Source organism: Zwartia sp. (assembly GCF_049655405.1).
In the GTDB taxonomy this organism is placed as follows: domain Bacteria; phylum Pseudomonadota; class Gammaproteobacteria; order Burkholderiales; family Burkholderiaceae_B; genus Zwartia.
In genome coordinates, this window is sequence record NZ_JBASJR010000013.1 from 355,773 (window position 1) to 370,963 (window position 15,191).

General features: G+C 52.1%; 15 protein-coding genes. 5 read left to right on the forward strand and 10 right to left on the reverse strand.

Annotated features, from left to right (window positions below; genetic code table 11):
* The first annotated feature begins 5 nt into the window (after positions 1 to 5).
* From WBJ47_RS13125 to WBJ47_RS13145, 5 genes are read left to right on the forward strand one after another with little or no spacing between them, the layout of a single operon-like run.
* On the forward strand, positions 6 to 1,031 hold the full coding sequence (locus WBJ47_RS13125; RefSeq protein ID WP_422243544.1) for a cation diffusion facilitator family transporter: 1,026 nt from the start codon (positions 6 to 8) through the stop codon (positions 1,029 to 1,031).
* Between the two features lies 1 nt (position 1,032).
* Complete coding sequence (gene leuC / locus WBJ47_RS13130; protein ID WP_422243545.1) at positions 1,033 to 2,457, forward strand: 3-isopropylmalate dehydratase large subunit; 1,425 nt, start codon at positions 1,033 to 1,035, stop codon at positions 2,455 to 2,457.
* Entirely contained in the window at positions 2,454 to 3,113 is a 660-nt protein-coding gene (gene leuD, locus WBJ47_RS13135) for a 3-isopropylmalate dehydratase small subunit (RefSeq protein ID WP_422243546.1), read from the forward strand. The genes leuC and leuD overlap by 4 nt, the downstream gene beginning before the upstream one ends.
* 43 nt (positions 3,114 to 3,156) lie before the next feature.
* Positions 3,157 to 4,347, forward strand: coding sequence for a CaiB/BaiF CoA transferase family protein (locus tag WBJ47_RS13140; protein ID WP_422243547.1), 1,191 nt, complete (start codon positions 3,157 to 3,159; stop codon positions 4,345 to 4,347).
* 42 nt (positions 4,348 to 4,389) lie between these two features.
* Complete coding sequence (locus WBJ47_RS13145; RefSeq protein WP_422243548.1) at positions 4,390 to 5,340, forward strand: hydroxymethylglutaryl-CoA lyase; 951 nt, start codon at positions 4,390 to 4,392, stop codon at positions 5,338 to 5,340.
* Positions 5,341 to 5,346: 6 nt separating this feature from the next.
* Here the strand turns inward: WBJ47_RS13145 and WBJ47_RS13150 are convergent, their stop codons facing one another.
* From WBJ47_RS13150 to recA, 10 genes are all read right to left on the reverse strand, one after another.
* A complete protein-coding gene (locus WBJ47_RS13150; RefSeq protein WP_422243549.1) occupies positions 5,347 to 6,045 on the reverse strand; it encodes a fumarylacetoacetate hydrolase family protein in 699 nt (232 codons plus the stop codon).
* Positions 6,046 to 6,079: 34 nt separating this feature from the next.
* The gene (locus WBJ47_RS13155; protein WP_422243550.1) at positions 6,080 to 7,552 is read right to left on the reverse strand and encodes a heme biosynthesis HemY N-terminal domain-containing protein; all 1,473 of its coding nucleotides are present in this window, start codon (positions 7,550 to 7,552) and stop codon (positions 6,080 to 6,082) included.
* Between the two features lie 2 nt (positions 7,553 to 7,554).
* Positions 7,555 to 8,727: a uroporphyrinogen-III C-methyltransferase gene (locus tag WBJ47_RS13160; protein ID WP_422243551.1), complete on the reverse strand. Its 1,173-nt coding sequence runs from the start codon at positions 8,725 to 8,727 to the stop codon at positions 7,555 to 7,557.
* Positions 8,728 to 8,755: 28 nt separating this feature from the next.
* Entirely contained in the window at positions 8,756 to 9,568 is an 813-nt protein-coding gene (locus tag WBJ47_RS13165) for a uroporphyrinogen-III synthase (RefSeq protein WP_422243552.1), read from the reverse strand.
* 6 nt (positions 9,569 to 9,574) lie between these two features.
* Entirely contained in the window at positions 9,575 to 10,507 is a 933-nt protein-coding gene (hemC, locus tag WBJ47_RS13170; protein WP_422243553.1) for a hydroxymethylbilane synthase, read from the reverse strand.
* Between the two features lie 203 nt (positions 10,508 to 10,710).
* Complete coding sequence (sucD, locus tag WBJ47_RS13175; protein WP_422243554.1) at positions 10,711 to 11,592, reverse strand: succinate--CoA ligase subunit alpha; 882 nt, start codon at positions 11,590 to 11,592, stop codon at positions 10,711 to 10,713.
* Between the two features lie 19 nt (positions 11,593 to 11,611).
* Positions 11,612 to 12,772 carry an ADP-forming succinate--CoA ligase subunit beta gene (sucC, locus tag WBJ47_RS13180; RefSeq protein WP_422243555.1) on the reverse strand — a complete coding sequence of 387 codons (1,161 nt, stop codon included), beginning with the start codon at positions 12,770 to 12,772 and terminating at the stop codon, positions 11,612 to 11,614.
* A 47-nt stretch (positions 12,773 to 12,819) separates the two neighbouring features.
* Positions 12,820 to 13,395 (reverse strand): DUF2889 domain-containing protein, encoded by a 576-nt coding sequence (locus tag WBJ47_RS13185; RefSeq protein ID WP_422243556.1) that lies wholly within the window; start codon positions 13,393 to 13,395, stop codon positions 12,820 to 12,822.
* 70 nt (positions 13,396 to 13,465) lie between these two features.
* A complete protein-coding gene (gene recX / locus WBJ47_RS13190) occupies positions 13,466 to 13,978 on the reverse strand; it encodes a recombination regulator RecX (RefSeq protein ID WP_422243557.1) in 513 nt (170 codons plus the stop codon).
* A gap of 34 nt (positions 13,979 to 14,012) precedes the next feature.
* Positions 14,013 to 15,146 carry a recombinase RecA gene (gene recA, locus WBJ47_RS13195; RefSeq protein WP_422243558.1) on the reverse strand — a complete coding sequence of 378 codons (1,134 nt, stop codon included), beginning with the start codon at positions 15,144 to 15,146 and terminating at the stop codon, positions 14,013 to 14,015.
* Positions 15,147 to 15,191: the final 45 nt, after the last annotated feature.

The following is a 15,191-nucleotide window of genomic DNA, read 5'->3' on the forward strand; positions in this document are numbered from 1 at the left end:
CATTTATGAAACCATCTGACCTCCACGACGACAGCGAGGATACAGAGTTCACTGTTGAGGAACGCAGCGCCGCCGCAAACAAAAGCACTTGGGTAAGCGTATTTGTCAACATCGTGTTGTCCATCACCCAAATTGTGGTGGGCATTCTGGCCAAGTCTCAGGCCTTGATTGCAGATGGCGTGCATTCCTTGTCCGATTTGGTAGGCGATTTTGTTGTGCTCTTTGCTAGCCATCACAGCAAAAAAGACGCTGATGAGGGGCACCCCTATGGTCATCAGCGCTTTGAAACTGCGGCATCTATGGTGCTGGGGGTTTTATTAATCATGGTCGCACTCGGAATGCTTTGGGCCGCCTTTGATAAGCTCAATCATCCCGCTGACATTCCAACGGTGCATGGCGCGGCGCTTTGGATCGTTGGACTGGCGCTCGTCTCCAAGGAGCTTTTATTTCGCTACATGCTGAAAATCGCCAAGCGCGTTAAATCAAGCATGCTGGTGGCCAATGCTTGGCATGCTCGCTCTGATGCGGCCTCCTCATTGGTGGTGGCGGTCGGCATTCTCGGCAACCTGGCGGGTTACCCTATTTTGGATCCGATTGCCGCCTTGTTTGTTGGGCTGATGGTTGGGAAAATGGGTTGGACTTTTGGATCGAGTGCCTTTCACGACTTGATGGATCGTTCCGCCGACGAACAAGAAGTTGCTGCCATTACGGCCACGCTTTTGCAAACGCCAGGTGTACTGGGTGCCCACGATGTCAAAACACGCAAAATGGGCGACATGATTTTGGTCGATGCGCACATTGAAGTAAACGCCTATCTTTCTGTCGAGGACGGTCACGATATTGGCCTGGCAGCGCGGCACGCAGTCATGCAAAGGCATCGGGTGCTGAATCTGTTGACGCACATCGATCCTGTTCCCTCTAGAACGGATCCTCATACCACCGCCAATGCAGCGGCCATCGCCGCCTCTCATGGCGCTGCGGTTTCAGCAGACATGACACGACAACACCCAGCGAATCATCAGGAAACCTGACATGGCAGTCCCGTCCCCAGTTGCACTTTCACTTTTTGAGAAAATTTGGCGTCAGCACGTGATCGTTGAGCGAGACACAGGCCCTTCTCTGCTCTACATTGACCGTCATCTCATTCACGAAGGATCTTTTCACGCCTTCAGTGCCTTGCGTGAACGAGGTCTCTCGCTTCGCAATCCACAGCAAGTCTTTGGTGTCGCGGATCATTATGTCCCAACAGTCAGCCGCGACCCTCGGGATGCGTGCACGCCAGAAATCACCCAAATGATCACGCGCTTTGAAAAAAATATGCAATGGAGTGGTGCCCATTATTTTCCTATTCACGATGCGCGACAAGGAATTGTCCACGTCATGGGCCCAGAGCAAGGCATTACCCTGCCCGGCTCCACACTGACGTGTAGTGATAGCCACACCTCAACGCACGGTGCGTTTGGTGCGCTTGCTTTTGGTATCGGGCAATCTGAAAGCACGCATGTGCTTGCCACGCAGTCTCTCTGGCAACCCAAACCAAAGGGTTTGCGCGTCTTGCTGACAGGTCAGCATCGACCAGGGATTTCAGGCAAGGATATTATTCTCGCCCTGATTGCACTGATTGGCTCCTCAGGCGCCACAGGACATGCCGTGGAATTCGCGGGGCCTGCCATCGGCTCGCTCTCGCTCGAGGATCGGCTCACAATGTGCAACATGACCATTGAGGCGGGTGCGCGTTTTGGCATCATTGCACCAGACGATCTTGTCTTTAATTACTTGTACGGCCGTCCCTTTGCACCTCAACAAGGCGACTGGGATCAAGCGTTGGTCCGTTGGAAGGAGTTGGCTTCAGATCCAGGTTGTTCGTGGGATCGCGAAGTCGAACTAGATCTTGGGGCACTTGCACCCATGGTGACCTGGGGAACCAGTCCTGAGGCTGCTTTGCCTATCACAGGGACTGTTCCAAACCCGATGAATGAGACAAACATCACTTTGCGCCAGTCCATGACGGATGCGCTGAGTTATATGGGACTTACCCCAGGAACCCCTCTCAGCACAATCAAAATCGACCGAGTATTTATTGGTTCTTGTACCAATGCGCGACTCACAGATTTGCGCAGCGCAGCAAATATTTTAAAAGACACTCGATCCAAAGTTCCTGGCATCGTGGTACCAGGTTCGATGCAGGTCAAGCGCGCCGCAGAGCAAGAAGGACTTGATCTGATTTTCAAACAAGCCGGACTTGAATGGCGTGAACCAGGTTGTTCGATGTGTGTTGGTATCAATGGCGATACTGCACCTGCTGGAGAGCGCATTGCCTCTACCTCAAATCGAAACTTTGTCGGACGTCAGGGGCCTGGAGTCAAAACCCATCTAATGAGTCCAGCCATGGTCGCAGCGGCAGCGGTGACAGGCCATTTGACCGATGTTCGCGCTTTACATGACAGGATTTCATGATGACTCCCTTTATCACGCTGGATGGCATAGCTGCCCCTATTGAAGGTCGCAATATTGACACCGACCAAATCATTCCCGCCCGCTTTCTCAAAAAAAGTCGTGGCGAGTATGGTGACTATTTGTTTTACGACCTTCGCATGGACGATCAAGACCTCCCCCGCGAAGACTTCATCCTCAATCAACAGACTTTTCAAGGCGCGAGCGTGTTGGTCTGTGATGAAAATTTTGGTTGTGGCTCCTCCCGCGAAGCAGCAGTCTACGCATTGGTTGACTTCGGTATCAGAGCAGTGTTGGCGCCCAGCTTCGGAGATATTTTTTATAATAATTGTTTAAAAAATGGTGTGCTTCCGATCGTGCTGCCCAGAGAATTACTCGGCCCTTTCCGTCAACAGCTCGCTCAAACCGCCGCACTCACTCCCCCTGCAGCAACCGACTTCAATGATTTGCAGATCGCGATTGATCTTCAAGCATGCACTGTGCGCGCATCGTACCTGCCTGAAATTCTACACTTTGACATCGATCCTTTCTGGCAAGAATGCTTGATAAAAGGGGTCGATGAAATTGCACTCACGCTAGGTTATGGTGAGCAAATTCAAGCTTTTGAACAGCAGCATAAAAAAACTCACCCGTGGTTAGCGTCCGGACCATCCAAGTAGGTTCTGGCATCAATTTTTTAAGTTTATTTTTAAAAATCTCATTATGTCTCTTCCTCTAAGCGGCCTGCGGGTCATCGAGCTCGGCCAACTCATTGCAGGGCCTTTTGCCTCAAAAATTCTCGCTGAATTTGGTGCGGATGTCATCAAGGTGGAACCCCCTAAAACTGGGGACCCGTTGCGTACTTGGCGTCTTCTGCATGAAGGCACTTCCGTCTGGTGGGCCGCACACGCCCGAAACAAGCGCTCAATCACGCTTGATCTTCGACAGCCTGAAGGTCAAGAGATCATTAGAAGGCTCGCAGAAGATGCGGATATTTTGATTGAAAATTTCCGGCCAGGCGCGATGGAAAAATGGGGCTTGGGCTTTGAAGCCCTCCACGCGATTAACCCAAAGCTCATCATGCTGCGCGTCTCAGGCTACGGTCAGTCAGGCCCATATCGAGACCGACCTGGTTTTGGTGTGATTGGTGAGGCAATGGGAGGCCTGCGTTATTTAAGCGGTGAACCGGGCCGTCCCCCCGTTCGGGTCGGCGTTTCAATCGGCGATACGCTTTCTGGACTGCATGGTGTCATTGGCGTCATGATGGCGCTTCGTCACCGCGAGCAACAAGGAGGCGTCGGCCAAGAAGTTGACGTTGCGTTGTATGAGTCCGTCTTTAACATGATGGAAAGTCTGCTGCCTGAATACTCAAAATTTGGCGTGGTGCGGCAACCCTCTGGTGCGAGCATGCCGGGGATTGTTCCTACGAACGCCTATCTGTGCAACGATGGCCGATACGCCTTGATCGCAGGTAACGGCGACAGTATTTACAAGCGCTTGATGGAAACAATCGGCCGTGCTGATTTGGCGACAGACCCAAACTTAGCCAATAACATTGGGCGAGCCGCTAATGCTGAGTTGATTGATGCTGCTATTTCATCCTTTACCCAGCAACACACCCTTGAGTTTGTCCTTGATGCGATGAACGCAGCTGGCGTGCCTGCCGGAAAAAGTTACGATGCGGCCGACATTGCGCATGATCCGCACTATCAGGCCCGCGACATGATCTTGGATGCGACATTACCGGATGGCTCGACAGTACAAGTGCCGGGTATTGTGCCAAAATTGAGTCAAACACCCGGTCAAGTGACGCGCCCGGCTCCCGCTCTCGGAGAACATACCGCTGAGGTGCTTGGCGAGCTTGGAATCAGCCTCGCCCAACAGTCGGATTGGAAAGCGCGCGGCATCATCTAAACTGACTCTGACATATTGATATTTTTTTAAAAAGATACGACTATGCAAAACGCACGCCCACGGATTTACATGCAAGAAGTCGCCACGCGTGACGGCTTTCAAAACGAAGCTCAATTTATCGAGACCGAAGATAAGGTTCGCGTCATTGATGCGTTGAGCCTCTGTGGTTTCGCCAAAATTGAGGTGACCTCTTTTACTTCACCCAAAGCTATTCCAGCACTGCGTGATGCAGAGCGCGTCATGCATGAAATCACCCGACAACCTGGTGTGGAATACACGGTACTAGTGCCAAACGTTCGCGGAGCAGAACGTGCACTGTCCTGTGGCATTGATGAAGCCAATCTCGTGATGTCCATGAGCGAGACCCACAATCGCTCAAACTTGCGTATGACACGTGAACAATCTTTTGCTCAACTCGAGCAAGTTGTTGCCGCGATTTCGGGTAGTGCTGTGGCTATCAATATTTCTTTATCGACAAGCTTTGGTTGCCCGATGGAAGGCGATGTGAGTGAAGACGAGGTGCTGCGTTGGGTTGAGCGTTTTGCTCACTTAGGTGTCAAGCGGGCAACCCTTTGCGACACAACCGGCATGGCTTACCCTTCTCAAGTACGCTCGCTTTCTGCACGTGCCAAGGCTCTTTTCCCAGAGATGGTGTTTACACTGCACTTTCACAACACACGCTCAATGGCTCAAGCCAACGTTCTGGCCGCTATTAGCGCAGGCATTGATCGTTTTGATGCTTCGTTAGGTGGAATCGGCGGCTGCCCCTATGCACCAGGTGCAAGCGGCAATGCCTGTACAGAAGATATGGTGCACATGCTGGAGCTAGAGGGATTTGACACCAACATCGATCTCAATCGCCTGTTGAAGGTATCGGCGATGTTGCCAGGACTCATCGGACACGATGTACCTAGTCAATTACTTAAAGCGGGCGGACGCAACACCTTGCATCCCGCCCCTGCTTATGCCGCTGAAATCGGCAAGGCTCTCTAAGCAACCTTAAACGATATGAACCTCAAACTCGCCCAAGCCAGCAACGTGGCCGACGAGTTTGTCACCTTTGACGACGGCCCCCACACCCTCTGGCGTACCAGTAAAAATCAGGTCGCCAGTTTTAAGTTCAAATAGGCCTGACAGGTAAGAAATGCTTTCAGGAATATTCCAAATCATTTGCGACAAATCGCTGGTCTGCTTTTGCTGACCATTGACGTGTAAAGAAATGGTGCCCTCTGCCAAAATACCTGTAGCAGTTTTTGGATGGATGGGGCCGATAGGACCGGACTGGTCAAAGCCTTTACCGACTTCCCATGGGCGACCTTGCTTTTTTGCTTCACCTTGCAAGTCACGACGCGTCATGTCCAGACCCAAGGCATAGCCAAAGACGCAGTCGTTTGCTTTCTCAACAGGGATATCACACCCTCCACTGCCTAGCGCGACCACTAACTCCATTTCATAGTGCAGATTTGAAGTTTTGACGGGATAAGGCATCTTGCCAGCTTGACCCGCAGGAATAGGAATCAAGGCATCCGCTGGCTTGCAGAAAAAGAAAGGATCTTCACGTCCCGTAAAACCCATTTCTTTGGCGTGTTCGGCATAATTGCGGCCCACGCAATATACGCGACGGACCGGAAAAAGCTGGGTACTACCTACCACGGGTAGACCGATCGTCACCTGTGGTTCGAAGACAAAGTCAGACATTTGATTGGCGTCCAGAGGATAAAAATGTGAAAAGTTAAGCTTTCTTTTCCGGCAAAGGAGGAAGCGTTGAAACAGGTGCGGGCTCACCTAGACCTGCCACAGGAGCGCTATCGAAGTACTCATCGAAATTGTCCCGTGCAGGATCTCCCGGTATGTCATCAGCCGTTTTAAGACCTGTATTTTCTATATGCGGATCGTGATCCCAATTCGCTGGAAATCCACTTTCCGCAAGATAAGACAGCCCTTCAGCATGCAACACACCAGGGTCTGAAGCGATATCTGCTACGGGCAAGAAAGAGTCTGTGGCCAAGACTGGCAGCGCGGTTCCTAAAGCGGTGGCCAGACGCCATTGGGCGGCGGCTTCTTGCGGACGATTGAGCTTGTCGTAAAGGCTTCCTAGCAAAACATGCACACGTGCATCTGCGCGCTTGGACAGACTGCGTGAAAGATAGTTTTCCGCTTGTCCCCAGATCTGACCCACTAAACACAGATGGCCGACCGCAGCTAATAGTTCGGCATCATTTGGGCGTGATTGAACCCAAGTTTCGGCTTTTTCGAGTCGACGTTTGACTTGCGAAGGCTCTGAGCGAGAATATGCCGCGAGTAAACGCGGGTCAAAGGACAACGGTATAGCCTGCTCCAAGGCGCGGGAGGCTTCTTCGAGTTGTCCATTTGCTTCAAAAGCTGCAGCACCGGCTAGAGCGACCTCAGTTAGGGTCCGCTCATCAGATTTGAGCTCTTTCCAAAAGGCATGCCATTTCCCATCATGGGTCGTTTCACGCAGACGCGCCGCAGCGGCGGTTTCGATAATTTGACGCGCCTCTGTCTCGTGCAACGCACCACGACGATTGAGTGTGCGCGCAAGCGCGTAGACTTGATCATACCGATTGAGCTGTCGATACGCTCTGAGCAACAGGCGGAGGGTATGAATATGTCTGGCGCTGCGCTCTTGCAGCGGCAAAAGCGCCTCAAGCGCCTGTGCGGCTAAACCTTGATCCAAATATAAGTCTGCGGCCGCTGTCGCAATCGCTTCCTTTAGAGAACTGTCGTCAGACGCTTTTTCTTTGGCAAGAGCAATGAGATGATCACGTCTCCCAAACTCTCCCAGCGCGTGCGCTGCGCGTGCAGCAGAAAGCGCAGCGAGCACTTGCCGACTGGAGTCAGTGCTGCGATCAAATAACTTGGTGAGATCTTTTTCAGCGTGGGAGTAACGCCCTTCAAGCAGCTCGGTCCAACCTTGCTCTAACAGCTCTTGGTCTCGCTTGACATGACGCCGACTATTCCAGCCGCGAACACGCATAGGAATCGCAACGAGCCAAGACGTCACGCGAAGGAGAACGTACACACAAACGAAAAAACCCACTAACGCGACCACGGCAAAAGCCAAAGAGACTTGAAGCCTCCAGTCATTGACCAAAATCAACACATGACCGGTGTTTTCTCTCAGGACGACAGCCAACACCACCGCAGCAGTCAACAGAACAAGTGTCCAGAACCAAGTCCGCATGATTACTGCCCGCCTGCCGGGGAAGGTTCAGACGTTCGGACAGATTCGAGGGCAGCAAAGCTCGCGTTAATATCAGGGAGCGTGACAGCAATCTGAATAGCGGATAACTCTTTGACCAAGCGAAGTGCAGCGACAGTTTCCGAAGACTTTGGATCGTAACGGGCCGACAGACTTTGCTCAATCTGGGTAAGCTCCGTCTTCCAGACTGGGGATTGATGCATGAGAAGTGCCATCTGAGCGGTCAACACACGCGTACGTAAATTAGCCCGTAACAGCGCACCCTGCTCCGGCGACATTAACAGGGCATTGGCATCACTCACGCGTTGAATACTCACCACTTCAGCAAACTCGCGCACGACCATCCCAGCAAAAGACTTGGACCACCGTGAAGCATGATCAATCGCAATTTCCCACCAGGCTTTTGCGTCAAGGCTGGATGGCTGAGACTCTCCTGATCCGGGGACTGCCGAAGGTAAGCTGACCGCAGGTTGTTGAGTAGACGATGCCCCTGTCACTACTTTGGGTGCGGCGGCATCAGGCAATATCAGCGGAGCCCGAGCCACCAACGCACTCAGTGTCTCCAGGCGGTTGGTTAACTGAGGCACATCAATGAAGGGAACAGCACGCAAACGATCGAGATCGAGACTCAGCGCGCGCTGAACAGCCGCGAATCGAGCTCGGTCGGCGCGAATCAACAGCGACTGAGCTGCTTCAAGTGTCACAATCGCGTTGTTAACGTTGCCTGCGAGCCTTAATTGCTGGCTCGCTGTTGTCAACAGGCGATCAACGTCATTCGCCAGCATGGCGTCCTCAATGCCCTTGTTCGCGCCTGCCCAGAGTTGCTCGAGCGCTGCATACTGACTCTTGGACTCGAGCTGCAACTGTTCGAGCTGCGCAATACGATTGGCCTGAGAGTGAGCAAGACTGAGTGCCTGTGTCGCATCTTTGCGCGCATCATTGACTTGGTTCGCGAGAGCCTGCATTTGGGTCGCCACTTCTCTGCCGACATTTTCAAATCGCTTTTGCTGAAACCACACGCCACCTGCAGCGACTAAAGCGATCACTAAAAACATCAACGCAAGAGAAATTGGCCAAGAGGGACCGCTCGCGCGCTTTTTTACCTTGAGCAAGGCCGCGCTCTGTGGAGAATTGGTAGATGGTTGTGTTTCAGTCATGGGCCAATTGTAGCCGTAGAATTAGGGATCAGGGGGCGGGGATTTCGCGAGGGGTGAGCTGTTCAAACCCTAGCAAAATGACCTCATCTTCAGGGCTAGCCATCACCACCCGAGAGCTAACTATTTCTTGGCTTAACAACCTCTCCAAAAAAGGCCTGAGTCGCTCATGAGTCAAGACAAAACTGCTGCTCGCAAACCAATCAGCTAAACCCAGTGTGTTGAGATTTTTATAGATAGCCTCTACGCCGTGAGGACTGGTGAGCAACCAAGCCGGGAAAACACCTTGCCGCTGCAAAGCTAAAAACCGCCCACATAACGACTCAGACCACAGAGCAACTTGTCGACTGTAAGCTTGGTGCACCCTCACACTCAATCCACGCTGTTGTAAGCGCTGACTGAGCCATTCTCGACCGTCTTGACCACGCACGATCAGTACTTTTTTAAGTGGTTGCTTGAGCGCAACCAGTAATGGCCACAAAGCTTCTGAATCCTGCGCATGATCAGCATCCGGGTGCACCACGGCAACGGACTCCCCGAAGGCTCTTCGAATAGCCGCCGCCGTCACCGGTCCCATGCAGGCCGTCAAGGTCGCCTGTGGCCACACAAAAATATCCTCACGAGAGAGTTGAGATTGATATCCCGTGACAGCAGCCCGACTGACAAAAACAATGAGATCGAATGCTTCGGGCCTTGGCACCTCAACTGCGTCTGTTAAGACCTCGCGAATCTCTAACGCGGGGCACTCCTCCACATGCCAACCTCGCCGCAGCAGCCCGTTCATCACAAGCGTGTTGCGACCTGCAGGACGAGTCAAAATCGCCGTAGGCTGAGTCTGCGCCATAGCAAGTCAGGTATTTTCAGACAAGCTTGCAAGAATATGACCCGCACCTTGCGCGATCAGATCATTTGCAATGTGCAAACCGATTTGCTCGGCTTGTGCGGCGGGCCCTTGTAGCGCTGCCCGATAGATCGTCTGACCATCTGGAGTTGCGACAAGCGCCTGAACGCTTAATTGCGCATTCTCCAGCCTCGCATAGGCCGCCAAGGGAACTTGGCAAGAGCCTCCGAGCGCGCGAGAAACCGCTCGCTCAGCCAAGGTACAAACCGTGGTGTCGGAGCAAGCCAAAGGAGCGAGCAATTCGCGCAAATCTGAGCGAGATTGCAAAATCTCAATGCCGAGTGCACCTTGACCCGCGGCTGGGAGTGACTCCTCGGGCGTCATCCGATGGCGGATACGATGCCCAAGTCCGAGTCTCTCCAGACCAGCGGCCGCCAGAATAATGGCGGAATATTGGCCGCTATCAAGTTTGCCCAACCGTGTATCAAGATTCCCGCGCAAGGGCTGAATCAACAGATGAGGAAAGCGCGCCTTTAGTTGAGCCTCACGGCGCAAACTCGAGGTACCCACAACAGCGCCAGGAGGGAGCTCAGACAAACTTTCAAAATCATTCGATACAAACGCATCACGACAATCCGCCCGTGCCATGATTGTGGAAAGCTCAAAGGGAGCCTCCATATCAACGGGAACATCCTTGAGCGAATGCACGGCTAAGTCAGCGCGCCCATCTAGCAAGGCATACTCAAGCTCTTTGATAAAAAGCCCCTTACCGCCCACTTTGGACAGACTGCGGTCAAGGATTTCATCGCCACGCGTACTCAGCTTAAGCAACTCAACTTGCGCCGATGGGTACAGCGCGAGCAAACGCGCTTGAACATGCTCAGCCTGCCAGAGGGCTAAGCGGCTAGCACGCGTTGCAATGACCAGTTTTCTAGTGCTCACTCAATCTCTCTCAGCGCAGGTAATTCAAAATGACCGTCAAAACAATCCCGATGAGTCCGAGCAGGCTGAGCCACTGCAAAATCGTTAACTTACGCTTTGGCTTGTTGGGTTCCATCATTTGTCCTCTCAAGATTAATAACGCCGACTCGTCGTAGACGAGCCGGCGTATTTTTGTACAACGTGCGTCGTGTAGTCAGTAATACTTATAGCACCGACTTCAACAACTTACCCATCTCTGATGGATTCTTCGTAGTCCGAATCCCACAAGCTTCCATGATTTCCAGTTTTGCATCCGCAGTGTCTGCACCACCTGAAATCAACGCGCCTGCATGACCCATCCGCTTGCCTGCTGGTGCGGTCACACCAGCGATAAAGCCAACCATCGGCTTTTTCATGTTCTCTTTGGCCCACAAAGCCGCATTGACCTCATCAGGACCACCGATTTCACCAATCATGATCACTGCATCAGTATCAGGGTCTTCATTGAACATTTTAAGCACATCAATGTGCTTCATGCCGTTGATTGGATCACCACCGATTCCAACTGCACTTGACTGTCCGAGCCCGAGCTCAGTCACCTGTGCAACGGCTTCGTATGTCAAAGTACCCGAGCGACTGACGATACCGATGCGACCTTTGCGATGAATATGGCCAGGCATGATGCCAATTTTAATTTCGTCTGGCGTAATCAAACCTGGGCAGTTCGGTCCAAGCAGCAAAGTCTTGCTGTTCATTTTTGCCATGCGATCTTTGATTTCAAGCATGTCGCGGACAGGAATGCCTTCAGTGATACAAATCACCAAATCCAGTTCGGCCTCAATGCCTTCCCAGATTGCGGCAGCAGCACCTGATGGCGGCACATAAATGACAGAAACATTAGCACCAGTCTCTGCTTTCGCGTCTTTGACAGAAGCGAAAATCGGTATGCCTTCAAAATCTTCACCAGCCTTCTTTGGGTGAACACCCGCAACAAATGCGGCTTGTCCATTCGCATAGGCACGCGAAGTCCGTGTGTGGAACTGACCGGTTTTACCGGTAATTCCTTGGGTAATGACTTTAGTATCTTTGTTGATCAGAATCGACATTTCAGAATCCCTGGCAGAATTATTTGGCTGCTGCGACGACTCGAGTGGCCGCGTCGGCCATCGTGTCAGCGCTGATGATAGGCAGGCCAGAATCGGCCAACATTTTCTTGCCCAACTCTTCGTTGGTACCCTTCATACGTACCACGAGAGGCACGCTGAGGTTGACTGCCTTACAAGCGGTGATGATGCCTTGGGCAATCACGTCACAGCGCATAATGCCGCCGAAAATATTGACCAAAATGGCCTTGGTACCCTTGTTAGCAAGCATAATCTTGAACGCTTCAGTTACGCGCTCTGCTGTCGCGCTGCCACCAACGTCCAGAAAGTTTGCGGGCTCGCCACCAAACAACTTGATCGTGTCCATCGTAGCCATCGCCAAGCCTGCACCATTGACCAAGCAGCCAATATTGCCATCGAGCTGAATGTAGGCAAGTTCATGCTTACTGGCTTCGATTTCGGCAGGATCTTCCTCGTCCAAGTCGCGATAAGCGACGAGCTCAGGGTGACGGAACAAAGCGTTAGGGTCAAAATTGAACTTGGCATCCAACGCAATAATATCGCCTGAGCCAGTCAAAATCAGGGGGTTGATTTCAGCAAGTGATGCATCTGTTTCCCAGTATGCCTTGTAGAGTTTTTGAAACTCAGCACATGCTTTTTGAACGGAAGCTTCTGGCACGCCAATACCACGCGCCAAGCCTGCTGCCTCGTCGTCTGTCAAGCCTTTGCCGGGATCAACAAACACTTTGAGAATTTTTTCTGGATGTTTTTCGGCAACTTCTTCGACATCCATACCGCCTTCGCTGGAGGCCATCACGCACACGCGCTGAGTACCACGATCGGTCACGATACCGACGTAGTATTCTTTTTTGATGTCCGCACCCTCTTCAACCAGCAAACGACGCACTTTTTGGCCTTGGGGGCTTGTCTGATGCGTGATCAACTGCATGCCCAGAATCTCAGATGAGAGTTGGCGCACTTCGTCGATCGAACGGGCCAGCTTGACGCCACCACCCTTTCCGCGACCACCTGCGTGGATCTGCGCTTTGACCACCCAAACCGGGCCACCGAGTTTTTTAGCAGCGTCTACAGCCTCATCCACGCTAAACGCGGGAAAGCCTTTAGGGACAACTACGCCAAACTTTCGAAGCAATTCTTTGCCTTGATACTCATGGATTTTCATGGGAATCCTGTCCGTCCAAAAAAACTAAAAATCAATTGCCTGGAAAACTACTGACCAGGTACCGGGGGTGTTGCATTTGAATTTACATACCACTGCGGATAATGTTCTTTTGTGACATCGCCATCGGGTCGCCAAGCGTAACACCCTCCCATCTGAAAGGGACGTCTGCCCGCAGACTCAGCCTCTGCTCGTTTTTGACCAGCCATGCTTTGTACAGCCGCAGTTGGCAGCACCGTCGCAAGCTCGGTCATGTGTGTACAACCGGCCGTTCGACTAAAACGCTCCTTGATCTGTTGGCGAAAACTTTTTAACAAATTCATACCCACAAGATCCTGATACGCTGCAGAAATAGCCGTACAAGAAACACCGAATGGCGCTGAATCATACAACGCGATCGCGGCTTTGATCTCGAAATCACGGTCAATCGTGATACGCAAATGCATGTGGTGAAAAGGCTGACCTGCTGGTTGCACCGTGCCATTGCGCTTAGTATATGAATAGGATTTGTTATCGATCAACTCCGCCTCAATATCCCAGAGACCATCCTCTCGCTCGAAGGAATGAACCTGTATGGAGCGATTGTGCATAGGTTTGCGAGGACTATCGGGCGCTGGAAGCGGCATATTGGATCAAATGGTCAAATGACACATTGCAACAAAGACCAAAAGTATAGCTCAGCCTAGTCGAAATCACCTAGTCGTCTTCAAGACCAGGGTTTTTTAGTACGCGCCTAATAATGTCAGTCGAAAATCCTCTGGACGCCAAAAAACGGCCTTGTTTTGCATATTCTGCTGGAGAGGATGGATTGCCAATACGCGAAAACTTTCTGCTCCAGACCGCTTGGGCACGAGAAAGCTCGGATTCTTTCAGTTCGGATTGAACAACTGCGATAGCTTCAGCAGGGATACCTTGCAATCGGAGATCTTGGACGATTCTGGCCGCCCCATGAGCGGGGGCTTTGCGGTGCACCCAGCCTTGAGTAAAACGCGCATCAGACTGCCAACCTGCTTTCGCGAGTTCATCCAGAACCTTGTCTAGCGCCTCTTGTGTTTCAGCGTGCGGGGCAAGTTTGCGTTGAAGCTCTGCTCGGCTGTGCTCTCGGCGAGACAGCAAACCCACGGCTCTGGCCTTAAGGGAAAGGCCAGGCCGTGGTGCTGTAGGCTTGGGACCTACTTCAAACTCTTCATCTGCTGCGTCGTGGGACACGGAAGCTCATCATGAATGTTGATTGCGTGCTTGTTTACAGCTCGTCCTCAAGGTCAGGCTCAGCAGCGACTAGCTTGCTTGCCTTGGGAGGTTTTGCCGTCGTTGCAGCGGAGGCACCTGCGGAGGCACCTGCAGGTGCTCCACCTACACGAGGCGTAACACCAAGCTTTTCACGGACACGGTTTTCAATCTCAATCGCCATGGCGGGCCGCTCACGCAAGAAATCACGAACATTGTCTCTACCCTGGCCAATACGCTCACCGTTATAGCTGAACCATGCACCAGCCTTATCGACGATACCAGCCGTGACGCCCAAATCTAGGATTTCGCCTTCACGCGAAATACCTGCGCCATACATAATGTCGAATTCAGCTTGTTTGAACGGGGGGGCGATCTTGTTTTTGACGACTTTGACACGCGTTTCGTTGCCGACGACCTCGTCGCCCTTTTTAATGGCACCGATTCTGCGAATATCCAAACGGACAGACGCGTAAAACTTTAAAGCATTGCCACCTGTTGTCGTCTCAGGACTACCAAACATCACACCAATTTTCATACGGATCTGGTTAATAAAGATCACCATGCAATTGGTGCGCTTGATGCTGGCGGTGAGTTTACGAAGAGCCTGACTCATGAGGCGCGCCTGCAAACCAGGCAAAGAATCACCCATTTCACCTTCAATTTCCGCTTTGGGAACCAGAGCTGCAACGGAGTCAATGACGATCAGATCGACAGAGCCAGAGCGCACCAAGGCGTCGGTAATCTCCAGAGCCTGCTCACCCGTGTCTGGTTGGGAAATCAGCAGATCAGTCAAGTTCACGCCGAGCTTGGAGGCATACTGGACATCAAGCGCATGCTCAGCGTCGATAAACGCGCAAGTACCACCGACTTTTTGCATTTCAGCAATGACTTGAAGTGTCAATGTCGTTTTGCCGGAGGACTCAGGACCATAAATTTCAACGACACGACCACGAGGTAATCCACCGACGCCCAGCGCGATATCCAATCCCAGCGAGCCTGTGGAAACGACCTGAATATCGTGTTCGACTTCGTTATCGCCGTAACGCATGACTGAGCCCTTGCCGAACTGCTTCTCAATCTGGGAGAGCGCGGCAGCCAATGCCTTACCTTTTTCAGCAGAGCCGGCCTTGAGGGTTTTATCATCCATGGAAATTCCTTGAGTTAAATGAAGCACTAAATTAGGACACTGAAT